Here is a 23,688-nt window from a genome sequence, read left to right on the forward strand (position 1 = left end):
TTTAACATTTACATTTCAAAAATATAAAAGGATTTAATGAAAGGAGAATGAAAAATGGAACTCAAAGTAACAAAATATGAAATACGAGAAGATGGAATTGCTACAGTTTGGTTGCACCGTCCAGGTCGAGGAAACTCATGGACGAATCGAATGAATGCAGAGTATCGTTGGATTATGTCCATTCTTGATGCGAATCCAGAAGTTCGGGTGGTGGTGGTAACTGGAACTGGAAAGCAATTTTGTGTAGGTGCTGACACGAAAGCACTTGATTTCTATACAGAGTCAGAAGAGGTCTACTCGGAAACGGTTAAGAATGCCGAATATGCATTGCCTGGATATGGGGTAAACCCGCAGTTTGATCATGATTTGGTTTGGCATTGGGGGTTGCGCGTGCCTGTAATTGCAGCCATAAATGGTGCTTGCGCGGGTATTGCCGTTGCAATAGCAAATTTTTGCGATCTTCGCTATGCTGCAGCCGGCGCGAAGTTCACAACGGCTACACCAAGGTTAGGGTTACCTGCTGAGTATGGATTATCGTGGACGTTACCGCGTATAGTTGGAGTTACAAATGCTGCTGAAATCCTATTCACAGGAAAAATTACGACCTCTGAAGAAATGTATCGAATGGGATTTTTAAATGGTGTTTTTCCTAGAGGTGAGGAATTCCTTGATAAGGTTTATGAAGTTGCAAAGTACATTGCTACACAGGTATCACCTACAGCTGCAACTATTACTAAAAGACAACTATATTCAGAGCTGTTAAGGAATGATGTCGGCGCCTCAATTGAAGATTCAAAAGGGTATATCGGTGCCTTAATGCATAAACCAGATTTTACCGAGGGGGTAACTGCTATGGCAGAGAGACGAGAGCCACGATTCGGCCCACGTGAAGACCTTCCTCCGCTTGAACAAATCCTTGAGGAAGAAAAGGCACAGTTAACGAAAGGTAATCCCAAAAGTTCGAAATTGGAGAATAATCGATGGGGTAGGGAGACCTCCGAGAAGCTCGTTAAGGGTAGAAAATTACGTGTATATTCAAAAAGGCCTCGAACTGTCGCTGAATTTCTCATTGATGCCCGCAGATGGAGTGAAAGGACGCATGCGATACAAGGAGATGTTCGTCTAACATTTGCGGAACATGAAAAAGCAGTTGCTCGTGTAGCGAATTGGATGAAAAGTCATGGAATTAAAGAAGGGACACGTGTTGCGATGCTGGCACGAAATCGATTGGAGTGTTCGATTGCCTTTTGGGCTTCACACTGTCTTGGAGCAGTCGTTGTCCTAGGTAATCCATGGTGGAGTGAAGCAGAGGTGGACAGAGCGCTGGAATTTTCAACCCCAAAGATGGTTTTATGTGATAAAGAAACCATAAAGCTTCTTCCAGAGGGAATGACCGGTACGTTGGTAGAGGATCTTACTGACTTGCTTCTAGGAAATGAAGCGCCTCCACTTCCTCAAGCAAAGGTGGACGAGGATGCACCAGCGCTTATAGCGTTTACCTCTGGTACGACAGGTTCGGCCAAAGGTGTCATCTTATCCCAACGTTCGATTGTCAATAACATCCAGAACATGCTTGTTGCACAGAAACGTTTACCAAATGAAATTGATCCAAATCGGCCACAAAGAGTTACATTACTTACATTACCGCTTTTCCATGGGGCAGGTATCCAGGTTCTGACTGCGTCGCTGCTAACTGGTGCAAAACTTGTCTATCAGGCTGGCCGCTTTAATGCAGAGGAAGTGATGAGATTAATAGAAAAAGAGAAGATTACAACTTGGGGTGCAGTTCCCACAATGGTGCTCCGTGTGATGAACCACCCAGATTTCACTAAACAGGATTTATCAAGTTTAACATCGATTCAAGTCGGTGGTTCTGCTGCCGATGCTGATTTTCGCCAAAAAGTAAATGAAGCGTTTCTATCCTTAAAATCAGGTGGTGGGTCTGGCTCATTATATGGGCTCCAAGAAGGCGGGGGATTACTCGCAATGGGAAGCTCAAAGCAGCTAGAGGATCGTCCTGGTTGTGTAGGTAAATTATTGCCAGTAGTTGATGTCAAGATCCTCGACCCTGATGAAGAGGGAAATGGGGAGATTCTTGTGCAGACTCCTGGAATGATGAGCGGCTATTTAGGGAATGAAGAGTCACCAATCGATGAAGAAGGTTTTTTACATACCGGAGATGTAGGCCATGTTAGTGAGGACGGTTACCTATATCTTAGTGGTCGTAAAAAGGAAATCATTATTCGAGGAGGAGAAAATATCTCCAGTGTACATGTCGAGCAGGCCCTTATTAGCCATCCAGCAGTGGCAGAAGTAACAGTTATCGGCTTGCCACACGAGGTAATGGGTGAAGAAGTCGGTGCAGTTATCGTCACTCGTTTGGATGCTAAAGTTACAATTGATGAGCTATTAAATCATGCTAAGAGTAGCCTTGGACGTTTCCAATTGCCTACCAAATGGTGGATTAGTCGTTCACCATTGCCGACAAATGCAATGGGTAAAGTTGTACGAAAAGAAGTGCAGAGACTTTGGATTGAACAAGGTGGTCAAAATATTGTTGAATTTGATGAGGCTTCATCTAATAGAAGCTAAGAGTCAGCAGGAGCAGATAACATTAACTGAAAAAAAAGAGAAAATATTCTTGATTGCTCTTGTATAAAAGAAGTTTAAGAACTTTCGGTAGGTAAAGTAACCAAAAAATAGAAAAGGAAATCCTCGTATTTGGATTTCCTTTTCTATTTCTCTAAATGCTCATTCTAATTCCCTATGAGGTAAAAAAAGAAATGATTAAAAATAGTGAATTATCAAAAAAGTCATTGACTAATCACGAGATTCGTATTATTGTATACAATAAGAAGTTCATATAGTTTTTTATCTTTATCATCTCATGCTAGACGATTCAATGGAGGCATTTAAAGATAACGAACGAATTCAAAAAAGTTTGCTAGGTTTTCAGAAAAAAGTTGAACACCGTTGTCGTACATACGTTATAAATCGGACTAGCAGAACATCCATGTTGAAGTACGCTAAGTTTTTACCTTTCCCATATTTTATACGTTATTAACAATATAAATGGTAGCGATTACATAAGATCTGAATCAACTAAAAGTAAGTAAAGGTTTTTTTCAGCTTCCAAAGGGAAAGGAGGAGCATTATGCGAAGTATACATTACACCAAAGAAATACTCAATATGTTGGAACGCATTGTTCTATCAGGTAGGTAATTTAGTTTAAAGGAGGAACTTGTATGAGTGGTGCAATAAAATTCAGCCCTACAGAAGATTTGGAAATAAATGAAACGATGATGAAGAGAGATAAGAAAGATCAAGGGGAAATCAAAATTCAAATAAGCGATGTAAGCAAGTTGTTTCGAACCTCAAAGGGAACCATCGAAGCTTTGCAATCAAACAATTTGGAGATTAAGCGGGGTGAATTCTGTGTGATTGTTGGACCTAGTGGATGTGGAAAAACAACATTGCTGCGGACATTAGCAGACTTGGAAACAGCAACGAGCGGTAAGATTCATATCAATCGAGAAAATGACGAACGCCCTTTAACATCAATGGTGTTTCAAGAACAATCTATTTTTCCGTGGATGACTGTAAGGAAAAATGTGGAATATGGTTTAAAAAACCGTGGCATACCCCGCAAGGAGCGTGATGAAATTTCAAGTAATTGGATTGAGAAGGTGGGGTTAAGTCGTTTCAAAGATGCATATCCACACCAACTTTCCGGAGGTATGAAGCAACGAGTTAGTATTGCTCGTGCGTTTGCTAATGATCCTGAAGTACTCCTAATGGATGAACCGTTTTCAGCTTTAGATGAGCAAAATAAAACCATTTTACAGCAAGAATTACTTCGAATTTGTGAGGAAACAAAAAAAACTGTTGTATTTATCACTCACTCTATTGATGAAGCAATTATCCTTGGTGATCGCATTTTTGTTATGACCGCTGCTCCAGGACGTATCAAACATGAATTTAAAGTACCTTTTTCTCGGCCAAGAGAGGTCCTGAAAATGAGGGCGAATCCACTTTACGGTGAATTGCAGGAAAAAATATGGGAGCAAATACATGACGAAGTGCAAAAAGCGAGAGAATTAGAGGTGAAAAAGAAATGAATGCGAATCTTTCAGAGCGAATTGTTAAGATTCTTTCACCGATCGTATTGTTGCTAATTTGGGAGTTATGTGCACGTATGAATTGGATTGATGCTCGTTTTTTTCCACCTCCAACGAAGGTGATTCAAGTTCTATTCCATTTGTTAGGGACTGGTGAATTATGGGAGCATCTTTCTGCCAGCTTATACCGTGTCCTTTCTGGGTTTGCAATAGGATCCATTGCAGGTATTATCCTTGGCATAATCATGGGAATGTCACGTTGGGTACGGGCTATAGTAGATCCAATTATAGCGTCATTGTACCCTATTCCGAAAAGTGCTCTTGTTCCATTATTTTTACTTATTTTTGGCTTAGGAGAAGCTTCAAAGGTCGCAATTGTTACTTTTGGTGTATTCTTTTTAGTCTTAATCAACACACAAGCAGGTGTGTTACAAATAAGCAAAATCCATTTTGATGTAGGTAAGAACTTTTCTGCGTCACGGCTCAGAGTTTTTACCACCATTGCTCTTCCAGGCTCCCTTCCACTTATCATAACAGGTCTAAAATTGGCTTTAGGTATGGGGCTAGTGTTGGTTGTTGTAGCTGAAATGGTTGGAGCAAAAAGTGGGATTGGATATATGATTATGAACGCTTGGAATATATTTGCAATAGAACAGATGTATGTTGGACTCATAATAACCTCGATACTTGGCTATGTATCTACCCTTCTTTTAGATGAGGCTGAGAGATTGCTAGTTCCAGGGAAGAATTAAAATCTTAATATTCATTGAAAGGGGAATGGAATGGATGAATTTTAAATTAAAAGGAACTACCTTGCAAAAATTATGTTTTTCTGCGGGGATTGCACTTCTACTCTTTATGCTTGCTGGTTGTGGAGAAACCTCAGATCCTACTTCAACAAAAGAGCCTGACTCGAACAAGATCGACAAAGTTAAGGTCGGACACGTAGGTTCAGTAAGTGATGCTGGAATATACATTGGAATTGAAAAGGGGTATTTCAAGGAAGAGGGATTAGACATAGAGACAGTGCAGTTCGATAGTGGGAGTAAAATGATTGCTCCGCTAAGTTCAGGGGATCTTGATGTAGGGGGTGGTGCTATTAGTGCAGGACTTTTTAATGCTATTAATAGTGGGATTAATGTCCGTATTGTAGCGGATAAAGGAAGTACTTTTAAAGATTTTGGCTATCAGGCAATTGTGGTGGACAGTAAACAGATTGATCAGCTAAAACGTCCAAAAGACTTTAAAAACAAGAAAATTGGAATTTTGGGAAATGGAACGGCACCGGAAGCAGCTTTAAATAAGTGGCTGCAACAAGATGGCATTTCTATCGATGATGTACAAGTCGAAACAATCCCTTTATCAAATATGGGAGTTGCCCTTTCAACTGGAGCAATTGATGCAGCACAAATGGTAGAACCAGCCTTAACATCAGCAGTTGAAGAAGGTTTTGGGAAGGTACTAGTACGAGATGATGAGTTCTGGCCAGACCATATGATAGGCGCTTTAATGTATGCGGAAACATTTGCTAAAAAAACAGATATTGCTGAGCGCTTTATGGTTGCATACCTTAAAGGTATCCGAGATTATGATGAAGCATTTGTTGATAAAAATGAAGAAAAGCGTAAAGAAGTAATAGATATCCTCATGAAACATGGGAAAATTGAAGATCCATCAATTTATGACAAGATGGTTATGGCAGGTTTAAGCCCGAATGGAGAATTAAATCTCGACACAATGGAAGAAGATCAGGAGTATTTTCTGTCAACTGGTACTCAGGATAAGCCTTTAGATTTAGACAAAGTAGTAGATACTAGTTTTGTAGAAAAAGCCGTGGAGAAACTTGGGCGAAAGTAAAACTTTTTCAGTAATCCTTTTTTCTTTGGGAAAATATTTTCATTTAATTCAGAATTTTAATAATTACATTTTGATACCAATCTACTTAAAAGCTTTATTTTACTAATATGGAAATAAAATAAAAAATGATAGGAGAATCACTATGAAATCATTGTACCCAAATCTTGATTTATCTTCACTGGAATTTAAACAGAATGCCTATAAAATTTATAAAGAACTTCGAGAACATGATCCAGTTCACGAAATTACTATGCCAAATGGACAAAGGACATGGCTAATCACTAGATATAATGATGCAGTGAATGTCTTAAAAGATAATGAGCGCTTTACAAAAAGAGTGCATTATTTTAATCCAGATCAATATGCTTCGTTATTGCCTGAGAAAGAAATGAACCTAGTCAGCCGGCACATGCTCTATACGGATAAGCCCGATCATACTCGTCTTCGTTCCATAGCTTCGAATGCATTTACCCCACGAATGATTAATGGGATGAGTAAAGAAATTCAAGAGCTGACAAACGAATTACTGGATCCAATTGAAGAGAGAGGAAGTATGGAAGTAGTCAATGATTTCGCTTTTATGCTACCAGCTGCTGTTATCAGTCGGATACTTGGGATTCCTCAAGAGGATTACAGTTTGATTAGAAAATGGTCCGATGATTACATGACAGCTTCTCAAAATTTTGGAAATCTAAAATCCATTTATCAATCCTTGAATGAATTCAGACTCTATATTGATGAACTGGTTGCCAGTAGAAAGAAAAATCCTAAATCTGATCTAACAAGCCTTCTTGTCCAGGCTCATGTTAATGGAGATAGGTTAAACTCCGAAGAACTAGCTTCCACGATTTTTGTGCTTATTGTAGCCGGCCATGAAACAACAGGTAGTTTGATCAGCAGTGGTTTGTTCGCTCTCCTGCAAAATCCTGATCAAATGCGTTTGTGGAAAGATGACCCAACTGTCGCTTCTACTGCTATTGATGAATTGGTGAGGTATTACAGTCCTCTTGAGTTTGCAACAAGCCGTGTGGCACTCCAAGATTTTACTTGGTATGACAAAAATATTGAAAGAGGAGATGTAATGTTTGTCGGAATCGCTTCTGCCAATAGGGATACTGAGATATTTGAAGATCCCGATTACTTGGATATTACACGAAAAAAAAATAAACATATTGGTTTTGGAAATGGCATACATTTTTGCCTGGGGGCACCCCTTGCCCGTTTAGAAGGGGATATTGCGATAACGACCATTTTGAAGAGGTTTCCTAATCTCCGAGTAGAAGGAACACTTGAAGAACTCAAGTGGAAAACGGGGGTGGTAGTATCGAGAGGTTTGGAGCAGTTACCAGTACGCCTCTAATGTGGTGAAATAAAACAAGAGAACCTGTTTATTCCGTTATACATGCGGCTTGGCAGGTTCATTTATTATTTTGATTGTGCGAACTGCCCGTGTTCTTTTTTCAAAGCACATCACTAAAAGGTCTTACAAGATTTTGATATACGTATATAACCGAGGAGGATGACCATGCAACTTTTTAAAAATTTAAATAAAAGTTTTATCAATGGTGAGTGGCTAGATGGAAAAAGCGGTAGAATCTATGAAATCACCGATCCTTTTGACAATACGGTGATCACGACCGTAAACTTAGCCAATTTAGAACAAATTAAGGATGCTTTTGAAATGGCTAAGAACGCCCAAAAAAAGTGGGGAAAAACAACTCCAGAGCAAAGAAGAGAAGTTCTTGTAAAGGCGAAAGAGTATTTTGAAAAAAACAAAAAAGAAATTTTAGATTTAATTACTCGTGAAACAGGTGGAACCATTCTTAAATCCAATCAGGAATTCATTGGTATGATGGACAATGTTCTTTCAGCAATTAAAATGGTAGACGAGATTTACGTTCCAAAAGATTATACATCTGTTATCCCTGACAAAATCAGCCGAGTATATAAAATACCTCTTGGCGTGATTACGTCGATCACTCCATTTAACTCACCATTGGTCTTGGGGATCAGAACGATTTTCCCGGCAATTGCTTTAGGAAACAGTGTTGTCCATAAACCAGATATACAAACAGGCCTTACAGGTGGATCCATTATTGCAAAAGCATTGGAAGAAGGTGGCCTTTTTCCTGGAGTATTCAATATGATTTTAACAGACATGCAAGAATCTGGTGATGAATTTTTAACAAATAATAATTCTCCCTTTATTAGCTTTACTGGATCGTCTGCTGTCGGTAAGCACATAGGAAAAATTGCAGGTGAACAGTTAAAACAAGTTGCGCTAGAACTGGGTGGTAACAACCCGTTTGTCGTCTTGAGTGATGCAGACGTGGATAGAGCGGTAGATATCGGGATTTATAGCAAATTCAGAAACAATGGCCAAGTTTGTGCGTGTTCAAATCGGATCATTGTTCACCAAGATATTTACGATGAATTTGTGACTAAATATGTAGAAAGGGTGAAAGGTTTGAAGGTTGGCGACCCTAAAGATCCGGATACGATAATTGGTCCGGTTATAAACGAACGCCAAGCAGATAAAATTATGGGATTTATCGAACAAGCAAAACAAGACGGACTAAAGTTGGCAGTTGAAGGTCAACGTAAAGGTAATATTATCTCGCCATTTGTATTTATAGATGTTCCAAATGATTCTTCTCTTGCTTATACTGAGCTTTTTGGTCCAGTAGCTCAAATTATTCCCGCTGAAACGGACGAAGAAGCGATCAGACTGGCAAATGACACGGAATTCGGACTTTCAGCTTCCATCATTACATCTGATTTAGAAAAAGGAGAAAGATTAGCATTCGAAATTGAATCTGGAATGACTCATATCAATGACAATTCAGCACTGAATGAAGCTCATGTTCCTTTTGGCGGTGTAAAGCAAAGTGGAATTGGTAGATTTGGGTATGAGTGGCTTGTGGAGGAATTTACCTATACGAAATGGGTTACTGTTCAAACAAAAAATTATCAATACCCATTTTAATTTTATTGAAATAGATTTAGAAGAAATAACAGGAAAAGGAGAATAACATGAAAATAAAAGCTGCAGTAGTTAATAAAGTGAACGAACCATATGAAATTGAAGAATTAATTCTTTCAGAAATGCGTGACGATGAGATTCTAATCAAGATAGTCGCTTCAGGTATTTGTCACTCTGACGATGGCCGACGTACTGGTGTTTCTATTCATTCTTTTCCTACTGTACTTGGGCATGAAGGTTCAGGGATTGTGGAAGTAGTAGGTAAAAATGTAAGGGAATTCGATAAAGGTGATCATGTAGTCATTTCTTATCACTACTGTGGACAATGTGAGAATTGTAAAACTGGTCATCCCGCTTCCTGTAATCACTGGGTTGATTTCAATTTGCTGGGTACTCGTGATGATGGTTCTTATGTATTTAATAGAGAAGATGGTACGCCAGTTACTAATTTCTTTGGTCAATCATCATTTAGTACCTATTCATTAGTACATGAAGCAAACTTAACAAAAGTAGATCCATCTGTAGATTTACGTCTAGTAGGGCCTTTAGGGTGTGGCTTTCTCACTGGCAGTGGTACAGTATTTAATGGTTTAAAGCCGCAACCAGCGTCATCCATTGCCATATTTGGTACAGGATCCGTAGGTCTAGCGGCAATGATGGCAGCAAAAATCTCAGGTTGTACAAGAGTTATTTGCATAGATATACATGATAATCGTTTGGAAATTGCCAGAGAACTAGGTGCTACACATACCATAAACAGTAAAAATTTAGATGTTTTAGAGGAAATAAAAAAAATTACGAAGAACAAAGGGGTCAATTACACAGTAGATACTACTGGTGTGCCGGCAGTAATGAGAACTTCTGTTGAAGTATTAGCCATTGGTGGAGTGGCAGCACCTGTTGCCGCAACACCCAAATCAATGGAAATAAATCCACTAGCCGATTTAACCATGTACAATCGTTCCATTAAAGGCGTATTAATAGGGAATGCCATTCCTCAATTATCGATTCCTCAGCTTATTGAATTCTATGAAGCCGGTTCTTTTGCATTTGATAAGTTAGTAAAATTCTATAAATTTGATGAGATTAATCAAGCTTCTGAGGATTCATTGTCAGGTAAAGTTATTAAACCAATATTAATCATCGATGAGGATTATGTTCATAGAATACATGAATAAGAATCGTTTGAGATGCCTATGGTATAGGCATCTTTATCAAAAAAATGAGAATTTTATCATGTGTGCAACTAATTGATTGAGATAGACAGTTCTTTCATTAATATTGTATACAATTATACAATTATTGCGAAGGTGTTGTCTTTTTTATAGCTAATCATATAGAGATTATAGACAGATACTTGGTGAATCTTCGAGATGAACGTAACAATTTAAGGGGAGAAGTTATTTCTAGAAGGAGGGGTTGGGATGATTTCAAATTTATTCAATAACAAGCTGACAATCGAGGTCGGTCGTACTCGAGCAGCAGGATATGCAGCGAAACTAATGTCTGATGCAGGCAGCGATGTCATTACTATCCAGGATGTTGGACGTGAAAAAAATATGACAAGTTATGCGCGTATGTACATGGATACTGGCAAAGATGTTATTACATGGAATGCGGAGACCGATACGATACTTGCTACAAAAGTACTCCCACACGCAAATGCTTTTATCACAGATTTGCCGCAAAGTGAGCTTAAGAAGCGAGGGCTAGATTTTGAAAGGGTTCACGCTATTGCTCCAAAGTTGAATTATGTATCTTTGACACCTACAGGGTGGGGCGACGATCAAGAACAAATTCAGGGTGAACTGTCTATGCAAGCACTTAGTGGTCTGATGTATATGGTTGGTCATCAAGATCGGGAACCGCTTGCGTTGCCGTATGGTATTGGCGCCGTACAGCTTGGCCTCCAAGGTGCTGCCGCCATAACAGCTGCCATTTATGAGACTGAAATCAATGGTAGAGGTCATTACATTGAAATTTCAGGGACTCAAGTATTGGCCTCTTACGTAAGAATTTATGGTGCTGTTGCCTCCTACTACGATATACAACTGAGAAGAGAAGGTCGACGTGCACCGGGGTCTGGAGGACGATATCCATTTGGTTTATTTCCCTGTAAGGATGGCTATGTTGCCATGATATGTCGAAGCGATAGAGAATGGCAGAGTCTTCTTCAAATGATGGGGAACCCGGAATGGTCAAAGCAAGACCGCTACCTGGATCTTTATGCAATAGCTATTGAGTATCCTGAAGAAATTGATGAGTTAATTAGACCTTGGCTGATGAATCACACTCGAGATGAGCTCCTTGAACTCGCTCAAAAGTATGCAGTTCCTGTTGCTCCCGTACGTAATGTCAAAGAGGTGACCGAAGACAAACAACTTCTCTATCGTAGTTTCTTCGACCAATTAACTACGAAGAATGGTAGAGTCGTTCAAATCCCTGGGCGTCCGTGGGCTTCTGTATCGAGAGAACTCCAGGAATTTTCACCTCAAGATACAGCCAACCTGATTCGTAAGATTGATGTTGTTGGAGTAAATGTTCGCAATGATTGACCCAATTAGATTGGATCAATATTTGGGATGAAAATGTTAACGGAAAAATTAAGGGGGCAGACAAATGGGACGAAAAATGAATGAATTCCCACTCAAGCAATGGGCGATATTCAAGGATGTGTCTTGGCTAAAAGGAATAAAGGTCGTGGAAGTTACTACAGGGGCATCAGCTCCACTCGCAGGTCGGATACTTGCCGAACTGGGTGCTGAAGTGGTGAAAGTAGAGTCAGGTGCCAAAATAGATGTTAACCGAGCAAGAGTTCGGCGTCCAACAGATCCTGCTGATTATCCCAACGGAGAGGCTTTCCAGTTGCTTCATGAGACAAATGCAGGGAAAAAGAGTGTTACCCTTAATCTGAAGACAGAGGAAGGGAAAAAATTGTTCAAGATGCTGCTTTCCGATTCGGATGTTTTTATTGAGAACTTTGTGCCGGGCTGGTTAGATAGGCTTGATATGTCTATCTCAACACTTCGTGAAGAATTTCCTGAGTTAGTGATACTCTCAGCGAGCGGATATGGACAAAATGGACCATTAAGCACACAGCGTGCCTATGCACCAGTTATGACTTCCTTGGCAGGGGTTGAAGGTCTGATCGGCTACCAGGATGGTGAAGTGATGGGATGCTCTGCACTTGCACTTGCTGATTTGAATTGTTCCTTTATGGCAGTATTTCTGATTATGTCCGGACTAATTGGAAGAAAGGATACAGGTTGTGGTATGCACATTGATCTCTCACAAATAGAGGCATCCGTAAGTATGATTGGTGAGGCGTTTGTCGAGGAACAATTAAGTTTGAATTCTACAGGCCCGCGTGGAAACGTAGGCCCAAATGGGGAGGAATGGTCGCTGACACGCGCTGAGGGAAATGACGTGTGGGTTGCCTCGACAAGCGCTTTGTCGGAAGAGCGGAATGATATCGTAGACGAGAAGTCACGACCGTCTAGGGAAGAACTTCTAGCTGTTTTGAGAAATAAAGGTGCGGAGGCTGTCCCAGTTTTAACTCCAGATGAAGTTGCAGCAGATGAAAGGTTCAATAAAAGTGGGTTCACTCAGCAAGTCACACACCCACATCCATTAGTAGGACAATTAGATATTACAAGTGTTCCTTGGAAGATAGATTACGTGATACCGAGAGTACTAGGTGCTGCGCCGCTCCTAGGAAATGCGAATGATGAAATTCTTGGACGTTACTTGTCGAAGGAAGAACTGGAGACATATGAGCTAGAAGGAGTTCTGAAATAATAGGGAGGAATAATAATGAATAATGATTCGATATTGGTTGAAAAGGATGGACACATTGGTCGCCTTATATTCAATCGTCCAGAAAAAAGTAATGCCATGACATTTCAAGAGGCGACTATCCTTAAGGAGAAGCTATTCGAGCTCGAAGAAGATGATGACATCAAGGTAATTGTACTGAAAGGTCGGGGGAAATCGTTTTGTGCTGGTCATGATTTTGATGATATCGTCAAATCTTATGGTCTGGACAAGAAAGATGAAAACGGAAAATACATTAAGATGACACAGCGGGCCAGACTTCAAATAGATCGAAAACTGTCCGAAGATTACATGGCTTTCCAATACTCTCAAAAGCCAGTCATTGCCCAGATACATGGCGCTTGTGTAGGGTTTGGCATGTACCTTGCAGAAGTGGTTGATTTGGTTATTTGTGCTGCTAATGCTCGCTTTAGCCATGCTGAACAGCGACTCGGCTTTGCTGGGAATACATGGATTTTGAACACTCAAATCCTTCTTTACGGTCCAAAGAAGGCTAGAGAATTGTTACTATTTGGTTCGGATTTCGATGGCATTGAAGCCGAGAAGCTTGGACTCGCAAACCTAGCAGTTCCTGAAGAAGAATTAGAGGCTACTGTACAAGATTGGGCTGAACGAATTGCTCGCAATCCTCGAGACGCTCTTATCACAGGGAAAGCAATGCATCAAATGGCACTTGATTCCCTTGGTGCCACTCAACAATTTATACGTGGTTATGTAGGGCACACTTTAGGTACAGGGCTTTCCTTTGAAAAAGATGAGTACAACTTTTTCAAAGAACGGCGTGATCATGGAACAAAACGAGCATTCCGGAACCGGGATAGCCAATATGTGAAGGATTAAGTTTTTTTATTATAAAATAGAAACAGAGTTTCCTATTCGGGTGAACAGATGCTAAAAAACCATTGCAAGCAATGGAAAATAAAAAATCAATTATTAACAAACGCCAAATATCGATATTGATCATTTTTGGCGTTTGTTTTGCAAATTACGTTTTAAGAGCTCGTGACCTTTATATAATTGTTGAGTTTTTTGAGTCGATGTTTTTAATAATAAAGAAAGTGGGATTGCACAAATAAGGACAATGGTGGCAATGAGGAATGTATCATTTGTTCCAAATAGAAATGCAGTTTCCTTAATGGCTTCTTCCGATGTATCCCGGTTTAGTTCGGATAAATGTGTTTGCGTTCTAATAGTCAAAATTAAGCTAAAAATAGTAATAGATAGTGCAGTAACGGCCTGACGCAGCCAATTCGTAATTGATGTAGCATGTCCAACAAGCTCAATTGGAATATCCCTCATCGATAACGTTGTTACAGGAGATGTCGCAAGCCCTAATCCAAAATAACGAACAATCATCCAAAAAGTAATGGAAGCAATAGATGAATCCAACTTTAATTCACTGAATTCCCATGTCGCAAAGCTTACTAATACTGTTCCAACAAGGATAAACCATGAGGGATCTAATTTATCGTGTATTTTGCCAGTTATTATTGAGACAAGCATCATGATGAGCGCTCCAGGTAACATTACCAACCCAACTATAGAAGGAGAAATTCCTTGAACCTCTTCCATAAACAATGGAATCAGATAAACACTTGAGTATAGACCAATGGCTAAGAGACAATTGACGATGGTTCCAATTGCAAATTTGGTATGTTTGAATACCCGTAAATTTAACAATGGTTCTTTTACAGTTAATTCTCTCCATATAAAAGTAGCAAACCCAACTATTCCAAATAGCAGTAAAACGATAGCAGTCCCTGATAGCCAGCCTAAGTAATATCCATTGGTAATGTAAAGTAAGATGGAAACGTTTCCGATGACAATGGTAATCAACCCTAATTTATCAAGCGAAATACTTTTTGCTTTTTGTTGTGCTGGAAGGAATAGAAAGGCAAAGATGGTAGCAATCAAACCGATTGGTACATTTGAGAAAAATAAGGCTTCCCAGCCCCAATAATGTATAATTAGCCCGCCTAAGGTTGGGCCAACCGCCGGAGCAAAGACCATGGAAACAGTCCAATAGCTGATTGCTAAGGGCTGTTTTACTTTTTCAATTGATTCGTAAATAATTGTCAAGGTGGCGATTTGAATACATCCTGCGCAAACTCCTTGCAAGATACGAAAAATGATTAATGATCCGATATTCCAGGAATAGCTACAAAGTGCTGAAGATAAAGTCAAACCAATCAGGGAATATAGATATAGTTTTTTGAATCCAATTTTATTTCCTATATATCCTGCAATAGGTGAGATAATACCAATTGCGAGAAGAAATCCGGTCATAATCCACTGTACTGAGGTAATTTGCGTTTGAAAGTCATTCATGATGGTTGGAAGTGCTATGTTAATTGTTCCCGAATTCAAAAAAGCTAAAAAATTCCCAATAAATACAGACAATATGATAAAAGTATCTTTTTTTCTAGTAGCCTTTGACAAATGCATCCCCCTCATATTTTAAGTATAGTTTTAATCTTGAGTTATGTAAAAGTGGATTTTTTAATATTAATATAAGCACAAATTATATAAGGAGATGGCGTATGAACTTAGAGCAGATGGAGTACATTAAGGAAATTTTTCAGACACAGTCTATCACAACTGCTGCACAGAATTTGCACGTTTCCCAATCAGCGGTGAGTCAATCCATTTCGTTATTGGAAAAAGAATTAGGAGTACAGTTATTTAAGCGATCCCGATTTGGAACTATTCCAACTGCGGAGGGGAAAAATATTATTACGAAAGCATTAAAAATTGTTGAAAATATTGCGGAGATAAAAGAAGAGGCTCAAATCATTACCTCATCATATAAAAGTGAATTAAAAATTGCTGCTGTTCCAAGCATCATGACTTTACTTCCAAAAATTCTTTCCCAGTTTAAAAAGGATTTTCCTCATATTAAGGTCACGATTATTGAAATGGAAAGTAAAAAGGCTATTGAAAAAGTAAAACAGCATACGATTGATCTAGGATTTATCACCATACAAAAAACATTTGAAAAAGAATTAGATAAATTTTTTTTATTTAATAAACTTAATTTTCATACGGATCTTAATGCAATTGTACCTAAGTATTCGTCTCTTGCTTTCCAAAAAACATTATCTATTTATGATTTATTGAACTATCCCATTGTGCTATATACCAGTCAATTTATGGAGAACTTAATCAACTCTATCCAAGATAGGTATGGCAACATAAATGTTCTATTTAAAACCTCTAACTCTGAGGTTATTAAAAAGACAGTTTCAGAAGGGTTGGCAATCAGTATATTATCCAGCTATATCTTGGTAGATGACCCTTATGTTAAGAGTAAGCATATTATTCCAATGCCATTAACAGACTTAAATTTTGTTACGGATCTTCCATTTGGTTGGATTGTCTCAAAAAAAAATAACAACTATGCATTAGCAAAAATGTTTTTAGAGTACATTGATTTCCCCTTGTTATTTCTAAGTAGAAGCAATTCCTAATCCATTTTTAAATAAGTTTGAAAATTTAATGAATTTATATTGTTTTATATTGTATTTTTGTATACAATAATTCTATAAGATCTTCAAAACACTTGATCTATTAAAATTAACAAAGGGTGAGGAGAGTTCTATGCAAACGAAACAAAACATTTTTCCGGGTTTAGAAGGAGTTATCGCTTGTGAGACGGACATTTCGTATTTGGATGTGGAAAATGAAGAAATTGTGATTCGTGGTTATGATTTGATTGAACTATCCAAAACAGAGAGCTATCTTGATCTTGTTTATCTATTAATGAATAAGAAGTTTCCAACCAAATCTGAGCGATATCAATTGGAACAGGAATTAAAGAATGAGTATGAAGTGCCAAAGAACGTTTTGTCTGTATTGAATTTGCTTCCAAATCAAATAGATGCAATGGATGCTTTGCGTACGGGTATATCAGTTCTTTCTGGCTTTGAACAAGAATTAGATGATTTATCCCATGAAGCGAATAAGAGAAAAACGATTCGTTTAATTGCGAAAGTACCTTCTATTGTAGCGAATAGTTATCACGCAAAAATGAAGAACGATTTCATTATGCCGCGAAAGGACTTATCGTATAGTGCAAACTTTTTATATATGATCACTGGAAAAGTTCCAACATTATTAGAAGAGAGTGTGTTTGATCAAACATTAATGGTATACAGTGAACATGAAATGCCGAATTCAACCTTTACGGCTAGGGTGATTGCTTCGACTACATCAGATATTTATGGAGCCCTCACAGGTGCAGTGGCGTCTTTGAAGGGAAAACTGCATGGGGGTGCAAATGAAGCTGTCATGAAAATGCTTTTAGAAGCAGAAACAATTGACGGAATGGAGTGTTTAATTCATCAAAAACTAAGAGATAAAGAGCGGATTATGGGATTTGGTCATCGGGTCTATATGAAAAAGATGGATCCTCGTGCCCAATTAATGAAAGAAGCTTTACTAGAATTAATCGAAGAAAAAGGCTATCAAGAATTGTATGATATGTGCGTAATCGGAGAAGAAGTCATGAAGAAAGAAAAAGGGCTTTATCCTAACCTTGATTACTATGCAGCCCCTGTCTACTATTTATTAGGAATTCCAGTTGATCTGTACACACCAATCTTTTTAGCTGCGCGTACAATTGGAATTTGTACGCATGTTATTGAACAACATGATCACAATCGCTTGTTCAGACCTCGTGTTGAATATACAGGCCCTAGAAATTTACATGTATAAGTAACGAAATATCATGTTTTACAAAAAAGAGGGAGGGAACCAATCATGTTAACTATTTCTCAAGACAATACAAAAACAGATATAGATTCACTTTTAATTGAAATTGCGGACTATGTAATAGATCAAGAGATACATAGCGAAGAAGCCTATGAAACGGCTTTTCATATGTTAATTGATTCAATCGGATCAGGGATACTTGCCCTACGTTTCCCTGAATGTACAAAGCATCTAGGTCCTATTGTTCCTGGAACAGTTGTACCAAATGGTGTGCGTGTGCCGGGGACAGCATATGAATTGGACCCAGTTCAGGGAGCTTTTAATATCGGGTGTATGATTCGCTGGCTGGATTACAACGATACGTGGTTAGCTAAAGAATGGGGACACCCATCAGATAATCTTGGCGGAATTCTTGCTGTAGCTGATTATATTTCACGAGCAAATATTGCGGAAGGAAAACCGCCATTATCTATGAAGGAAGTATTAACAGCAGCAATAAAAGCGCATGAAATTCAAGGTGTATTAGCCCTTGATAATAGCTTCAACAGTGTTGGACTTGATCATGTCTTGCTTGTGAAAATCGCCTCGACAGCAGTAGTGACTGCATTACTAGGAGGAAATAAGACTGAGATTATAAATGCAGTATCGAATGCGTGGATTGATAATTCAAGTTTACGTACATATCGACAGGCTCCAAATACCGGTTCCCGTAAATCGTGGGCAGCGGGTGATGCGACAAGCAGGGCAGTGAGATTAGCTATGATGGCTATAAAAGGAGAAATGGGCTATTCTTCGGCTCTTTCTGCTCCAACATGGGGCTTCCAAGATGTTTTATTTAATGGAGAAGAGATTACTTTGGCAAGACCTTTTGGATCATATGTAATGGAAAATGTCTTGTTTAAAATTTCGTTCCCGGCCGAATTCCATGCACAAACGGCTGTAGAATGCGCCTTTAAACTCCATGATCAGGTAAAGGATTGCTTAGACAAGATTGAAGAAATCACGTTAACTACACATGAAGCTGCAAAAAGAATTATTGATAAACGCGGACCACTTCATAATCCTGCAGATCGAGATCATTGTTTGCAGTATATGGTTGCCATTGGACTGATATTCGGAGACTTGAAGGCAGATCATTATGAAGAAGATGTTGCAGCAGACCCGAGAATTGATGCTTTAAGATCAAGAATGAGTGTTATTGAAGATCAAGCATATAGCCAAGACTATCTAGACCCTGAAAAGCGATCCATTGCCAACGCGATTCAAATTCGATTTAAAGATGGTACTGAAACAGAAAAGGTTGCTGTTGAATACCCGATCGGTCATCGAAGACGCCGCCAAGAAGGTATTCCGCAGTTAATCGAGAAGTATAAAAATAATATCGGTGTTCATTTCTCGAAGAAACAATCTGAACAAATCTTAGAAAGAACTTTAGATCGTAAGAAATTAGAAGAAACACCAGTTTCTGACTTTTTGAAATTATTTGTTATATAAAAAGTAACAAGGGACTTCATATCCCATTGATCAAGCATATGTAACAATAAATTCAGGAGGGATTAAGTCTAATGACCTGGTTATTAGAGGATGAATTTAGCCAAAAACAGCTAGCAGAACAATTTATAGAATTAATGAAATCCCCATCCATATTAAAACTGCCAGGTGCACATGATGGGATTTCGAGCCTAATTGCGAAACAAACAGGCTTTAATGCCCTATACCTATCTGGTGCAGCTTACACCGCAAGCCGTGGTTTACCAGATTTAGGGATTATTACTTCCGAAGAAATGAGTAAGCGTGCCCGTGATATTATTCGGGCTACCCAATTGCCGTTGCTCGTAGATATCGATACAGGTTATGGCGGCATTTTGAATGTTGCAAGAACAGCAAAAGAAATGATGGAGGCTAAAGTAGCAGCCGTTCAAATTGAGGACCAAGAACTTCCTAAGAAATGCGGACACTTAAATGGTAAAAAAATAATCCCAATAGAAGAAATGGTATATAAAATTCAAACGATAAAAGAAGTAGCTCCTTCACTTGTGGTTATTGCTCGAACAGATGCCAAAGGAGTAGATGGTATGGATGACGCGATTGAGCGTGCTCAAAAATATATTGAAGCTGGAGCAGACTGTATCTTCCCTGAGGCTTTGTTGAATGAGCAGGAATTTAGATATTTTAGTGAGCACATTTCGGCACCGCTTTTGGCAAATATGACTGAATTTGGAAAAACGCCCTATTTCACTGCAGATGAGTTCGAAACCTGGGGATACAAAATTGTTATTTATCCAGTAAGTTCATTGCGTGTTGCCGCAAAAGCTTATGAGCGTGTTTTCCAAGACATATATGAAAAAGGAACACAAAAAGAGATATTGCATCTAATGCAAAGCCGTGGAGAGTTGTATGAAACAATTCGCTATTATGATTATGAAGAATTGGATGGGGAAATTGCTCGTACAGTATTGCCAACTATCGGAAAATAATCACCGCCCAAAAATAGCACATGAAAAATCCTCAGACCATACCGCTGAGGATTTTTTCATGCTCGTATAAAGGTAATTACTCATCTCTTGAAGCTAAATAATTTTGAACGGCCTTTTCGAGTGTTTGCAGACTTCGCTTCATATGTGCACGCATGGACTTTTCTGCTAGATCTGGATCTTTCGACTTTAACGATTGTAATAGATCTGAGTATTCTTCTAAAGGAATTTTTGGTGTGTAATCTGGGTTTCTGTACCCTCCGACTCTTCGATAGCGCTCAATGTGATCCTGTAGCTGAGATAAAAAACGTTTAGCCGTTTTATTGGTACTTAATCCATACAAGATCTGATGAAACTCAGCTCCGCGCTTAATAACTTCATAATTTCGTTGAAACTCAATTGCACGTTTCATTAAAGCTACTTTTTCCTCTAACTTATATTTCGATTCTTCGTTCATAATTAATGAGGCCTCACGTGCAATTAAGCATTCTAATTGTGCACGAACACTATAAACTTCACGTACATCATCTATCGAAATGTCTGCGATATACATGCGCCCGTTTGCATGTTTATACATCAATCTCTCTGATTCAAGACGATATAGTGCCTGGCGCAGTGGGGTACGACTAATTCCTAATTCTTGGGAAAGTTCTTCCTCTTTAATATGTAAAGAGGGCAAAAGGTCTAACTCAATAATTCGCTCTTTCAATTGTTCATATGCATAGTCAGCGGTAGATAACCTTTTCATATTACGTGGTGAATTCATATATAAAGTCCTCATTTCAATAGATTAATAAACTAATAAAATGGATGATCTATTCCAGTGTTTTTGAGTATCATAATAATTGTATACAGAATTAACTATTCTGTCAATGGAAAGGAATATTTGAATCCTATCAGGATAAAGTTATTTTAGTTAACGTGATGTACCATCCTTAAGTTTGTTTCAATTTGATTAAGATTTTTCAGTATAATGACAAACGAGTCTTAGACTTTAAAAAGATATTTACAAATCAAAGACAACGGATAAAATACCTCCTCGCGATGCTATAATACGATAACAATAGTATGGAGGTTTTATGATGGCTACTAAGCGAGAGTATTATTTTGATAACGCGAAGTTTATCCTAATATTCCTTGTTGTCTTTGGACATTTTATACAGCCTTTTATTGATGATCATAAAATCATCATGACAATTTACCACTTTGTCTATTCCTTTCATATGCCAGCTTTCATTTTAGTTTCGGGATATTTTGCAAAGGGATTTAAGAAGGAAGGCTACATTAAAAAGACGGCGAAAAAGTTGTTGATTCCGTATTTGATTTTTCAGTTAATTTATACAATTTATTATTACTTCCTATATAATGGGCAGTCGCTCTTATTCGAACCATTTAATCCGCAATGGTCACTTTGGTTCCTCATTAGTTTATTCTGTTGGAATGTAATGCTTTATGGCTATACAAAATTACCGATGAAATGGTCGTTAGCACTTGCGGTTATCGTTGGGGTAGGGGTAGGTTATATTCCATACGTGGAGAATTATTTGAGTTTATCACGGACATTTGTCTTTTTCCCTTTATTCTTATTAGGGTTCTATTGTAAAAAAGAGCATTTTACTGCGTTGAAACGTCCAGCGGTCCAAGTGGGATCAGCGATACTCCTGTTGGCGATTTTTATTGGCTATTATTTTGTTCCAGATTTCAATACTGGTTGGCTGTTGGGATCAAAGTCGTATGAGACACTTTCACAGGAAAATCTAGGCGGGCTCATAAGACTAGCAGTTTATGCGATATCAATTGTGATGACAATTGCATTTTACTCCTTATTACCGAAAAATAAATATTTCTTCACAAGCTGGGGAACACACACATTGTATGTCTATCTATTACATGGCTTTGTGATTAAATATTTCCGAAACAGCGAATGGCTCGACGTGATTAATGATACTGGTAATTTTGCAATATTAGTAATCGCATCCTTACTATTAACATTGCTACTATCATCCAAAACAATCCGTGCAATTACCCAACCACTCATCGAACTCCGAATCTCCATCATCAAGCGATCCTTCAGAGTAAAACAGGAAGGGTATTAAGGAACCAAAGGGACGGTTCTCTTGGTCCAGTTGATACTGGTAACCAAGGGAACGGTCCCTTTTGTGTGGTTTTGGGAACCATAAGAACCGTTTCCGTTGCAACCGTGGATGCCAGTGGGTCATGACACTTTACCCTTTATAGTTTTGGGCTCGTTTGATGAAGGATTGTTCGTCTTCGATGAGGCCGCATACGCCGCATTGTACTTTGATTTCTGGACCACGGTATGGGACATGGAAAGGGTCAAGGTTTGCGGTGTATTCTTCAACAATTTCGCCACTTTGTGGGTCCATTTTAACCGACTTTGGCACTTGTTCAATAATATTAAATCTTGAGCGATTGGTTTTACAATTAGGACATAAATAAGGACTACTCATTTTTGCACCTCCTATTTTTTACTTTTTCCCTTTCTGGAATAAATATGAGCGTATTTTTTTGAACACGCGCTAGAAATGATATAATGAAACCAAGCAAAAGGAGAAAGGAAGAGTGCAAATGGAAAATCCACATGAAAAAGTTGAAAAAGCAACCTTTGCAGGTGGCTGCTTCTGGTGTATGGTTAAGCCGTTTGATACACAGCCAGGAATTATTGAGGTTGTTTCAGGATATACAGGGGGAACGAAAGAGAACCCGACGTATGAAGAAGTATGCTCTGATACAACAGGACACTATGAAGCCGTTCAAATTACATATAATCCAGACATCTTTCCTTATGAAAAAATAGTTGAACTTTTTTGGCAGCAAATCGACCCAACAGATGCGGGTGGACAATTTTTCGATCGTGGAGATTCTTATCGTACAGCGATTTTCTATCACACGGAGGAACAGAAAAAAATTGCAGAAGAATCGAAACAAAAGCTTGCTGAAAGCGGGATTTTCTCAAAACCGATCGTAACTCCAATTCTTCCTGCAAAGGAATTTTATCGTGCGGAAGAGTATCATCAGGATTATTATAAAAAGAAACCAGAACATTATAATCGTTATCGTAAAGGCTCTGGAAGGGATACATTTATTAGAAAACATTGGGCTGCAAAAGAATTTGAAGAGGCGAAGAAAAATCTGACAGATATGCAGTACTATGTGACACAAGAACAAGGTACAGAGCCACCGTTTCAAAATGAGTTTTGGAACAATGCAAAAGATGGCATTTATGTCGATATTGTTTCAGGCAAGCCATTGTTCAGCTCGTTGGATCAATATGATGCAGGCTGTGGCTGGCCAAGTTTTACTAAGGCAATTGATGCTAAAGAAATTGTAGAAGAGCTTGATACATCTCATGGCATGATTCGTACGGAGGTTAGAAGTAATACAGCAGACTCGCATTTAGGACATTTATTTTATGATGGCCCTGGTCCAACTAGAATGCGTTATTGCATCAACTCCGCAGCACTTCGTTTTATACCGAAAGAAGATCTTGAAAAAGAAGGCTACGGAGAATATACGAAGCTTTTTAGGTAAAAACATGTCTATACACCAATTGTGAAAAAATGACTATTTTCATAATTGTTGGTTGACTCTCGTAATCTAGAGTGCTATGATGAAATAGACCATTTTGTTGCGTTATATAAGTTTAAAGAAAAGAAAGAACGTTAATTTCGGCTTATCTTCTGAAGTTAT

General features: G+C 38.5%; 19 protein-coding genes and 1 pseudogene. 17 read left to right on the plus strand and 3 right to left on the minus strand.

Annotation, left to right across the window (positions count from 1 at the left end):
- Positions 1–54 precede the first annotated feature (54 nt).
- The 10 genes from ABC371_RS15890 to ABC371_RS15935 all read left to right on the plus strand — a co-directional run bounded on the left by ABC371_RS15890 (position 55) and on the right by ABC371_RS15935 (position 13,633).
- Positions 55–2,592 carry an AMP-binding protein gene (locus ABC371_RS15890; protein ID WP_412897666.1) on the plus strand — a complete coding sequence of 846 codons (2,538 nt, stop codon included), beginning with the start codon at positions 55–57 and terminating at the stop codon, positions 2,590–2,592.
- A 654-nt stretch (positions 2,593–3,246) separates the two neighbouring features.
- Complete coding sequence (locus ABC371_RS15895; protein ID WP_412897667.1) at positions 3,247–4,119, plus strand: ABC transporter ATP-binding protein; 873 nt, start codon at positions 3,247–3,249, stop codon at positions 4,117–4,119.
- Positions 4,116–4,871 (plus strand): ABC transporter permease, encoded by a 756-nt coding sequence (locus tag ABC371_RS15900; protein ID WP_412897668.1) that lies wholly within the window; start codon positions 4,116–4,118, stop codon positions 4,869–4,871. Before ABC371_RS15895 ends, ABC371_RS15900 begins: the two co-directional genes overlap by 4 nt.
- Positions 4,872–4,905: 34 nt before the next feature.
- Positions 4,906–5,976 carry an ABC transporter substrate-binding protein gene (locus ABC371_RS15905; RefSeq protein WP_412897669.1) on the plus strand — a complete coding sequence of 357 codons (1,071 nt, stop codon included), beginning with the start codon at positions 4,906–4,908 and terminating at the stop codon, positions 5,974–5,976.
- Positions 5,977–6,118: 142 nt separating this feature from the next.
- Positions 6,119–7,336: a cytochrome P450 family protein gene (locus tag ABC371_RS15910; RefSeq protein ID WP_412897670.1), complete on the plus strand. Its 1,218-nt coding sequence runs from the start codon at positions 6,119–6,121 to the stop codon at positions 7,334–7,336.
- A 165-nt stretch (positions 7,337–7,501) separates the two neighbouring features.
- Positions 7,502–8,962 carry an aldehyde dehydrogenase family protein gene (locus ABC371_RS15915; protein WP_412897671.1) on the plus strand — a complete coding sequence of 487 codons (1,461 nt, stop codon included), beginning with the start codon at positions 7,502–7,504 and terminating at the stop codon, positions 8,960–8,962.
- Positions 8,963–9,009: 47 nt separating this feature from the next.
- Positions 9,010–10,137: an NAD(P)-dependent alcohol dehydrogenase gene (locus ABC371_RS15920; protein ID WP_412897672.1), complete on the plus strand. Its 1,128-nt coding sequence runs from the start codon at positions 9,010–9,012 to the stop codon at positions 10,135–10,137.
- 246 nt (positions 10,138–10,383) lie between these two features.
- Positions 10,384–11,514 carry a CoA transferase gene (locus tag ABC371_RS15925; protein WP_412897673.1) on the plus strand — a complete coding sequence of 377 codons (1,131 nt, stop codon included), beginning with the start codon at positions 10,384–10,386 and terminating at the stop codon, positions 11,512–11,514.
- Between the two features lie 64 nt (positions 11,515–11,578).
- Positions 11,579–12,757, plus strand: coding sequence for a CaiB/BaiF CoA transferase family protein (locus ABC371_RS15930; RefSeq protein ID WP_412897674.1), 1,179 nt, complete (start codon positions 11,579–11,581; stop codon positions 12,755–12,757).
- A gap of 15 nt (positions 12,758–12,772) precedes the next feature.
- Positions 12,773–13,633: an enoyl-CoA hydratase/isomerase family protein gene (locus ABC371_RS15935; RefSeq protein ID WP_412897675.1), complete on the plus strand. Its 861-nt coding sequence runs from the start codon at positions 12,773–12,775 to the stop codon at positions 13,631–13,633.
- Positions 13,634–13,753: 120 nt separating this feature from the next.
- Here ABC371_RS15935 and ABC371_RS15940 read toward each other — a convergent pair whose 3' ends face one another.
- A complete protein-coding gene (locus tag ABC371_RS15940; protein ID WP_412897676.1) occupies positions 13,754–15,232 on the minus strand; it encodes a DHA2 family efflux MFS transporter permease subunit in 1,479 nt (492 codons plus the stop codon).
- Positions 15,233–15,333: 101 nt separating this feature from the next.
- Between ABC371_RS15940 and ABC371_RS15945 the strand changes: the two genes are divergently transcribed.
- The 4 genes from ABC371_RS15945 (at position 15,334) to prpB (ending at position 19,980) form a co-directional block, all read left to right on the plus strand.
- A complete protein-coding gene (locus tag ABC371_RS15945; RefSeq protein WP_412897677.1) occupies positions 15,334–16,260 on the plus strand; it encodes a LysR family transcriptional regulator in 927 nt (308 codons plus the stop codon).
- Positions 16,261–16,390: 130 nt separating this feature from the next.
- On the plus strand, positions 16,391–17,506 hold the full coding sequence (gene mmgD / locus ABC371_RS15950; RefSeq protein ID WP_412897678.1) for a citrate synthase: 1,116 nt from the start codon (positions 16,391–16,393) through the stop codon (positions 17,504–17,506).
- Positions 17,507–17,551: 45 nt separating this feature from the next.
- Positions 17,552–18,997 (plus strand): bifunctional 2-methylcitrate dehydratase/aconitate hydratase, encoded by a 1,446-nt coding sequence (locus tag ABC371_RS15955; RefSeq protein WP_412897679.1) that lies wholly within the window; start codon positions 17,552–17,554, stop codon positions 18,995–18,997.
- Between the two features lie 71 nt (positions 18,998–19,068).
- Positions 19,069–19,980, plus strand: a complete 912-nt coding sequence (prpB, locus tag ABC371_RS15960) for a methylisocitrate lyase (RefSeq protein ID WP_412897680.1) — start codon at positions 19,069–19,071, stop codon at positions 19,978–19,980.
- Between the two features lie 76 nt (positions 19,981–20,056).
- On the opposite strand, the gene ABC371_RS15965 is transcribed toward prpB, so the two are convergent.
- Complete coding sequence (locus ABC371_RS15965) at positions 20,057–20,743, minus strand: GntR family transcriptional regulator (RefSeq protein WP_412897681.1); 687 nt, start codon at positions 20,741–20,743, stop codon at positions 20,057–20,059.
- 313 nt (positions 20,744–21,056) lie between these two features.
- Between ABC371_RS15965 and ABC371_RS15970 the strand changes: the two genes are divergently transcribed.
- Positions 21,057–22,073, plus strand: a complete 1,017-nt coding sequence (locus ABC371_RS15970) for an acyltransferase family protein (RefSeq protein ID WP_412897682.1) — start codon at positions 21,057–21,059, stop codon at positions 22,071–22,073.
- 129 nt (positions 22,074–22,202) lie between these two features.
- Here ABC371_RS15970 and ABC371_RS15975 read toward each other — a convergent pair whose 3' ends face one another.
- Positions 22,203–22,448: a DNA alkylation repair protein gene (locus tag ABC371_RS15975; protein WP_412897683.1), complete on the minus strand. Its 246-nt coding sequence runs from the start codon at positions 22,446–22,448 to the stop codon at positions 22,203–22,205.
- A 118-nt stretch (positions 22,449–22,566) separates the two neighbouring features.
- On the opposite strand from ABC371_RS15975, the pseudogene msrA reads away from it, so the two are divergent.
- A pseudogene (gene msrA, locus ABC371_RS15980) lies at positions 22,567–23,106 on the plus strand (peptide-methionine (S)-S-oxide reductase MsrA); the annotation flags it as partial.
- Positions 23,083–23,529: a peptide-methionine (R)-S-oxide reductase MsrB gene (gene msrB, locus ABC371_RS15985; RefSeq protein WP_412899372.1), complete on the plus strand. Its 447-nt coding sequence runs from the start codon at positions 23,083–23,085 to the stop codon at positions 23,527–23,529. The pseudogene msrA and the gene msrB, both read left to right, overlap by 24 nt.
- Positions 23,530–23,688 lie beyond the last annotated feature (159 nt).

This window comes from Bacillus jepli (assembly GCF_047238305.1).
Taxonomy (GTDB): domain Bacteria; phylum Bacillota; class Bacilli; order Bacillales; family Bacillaceae_L; genus Ferdinandcohnia.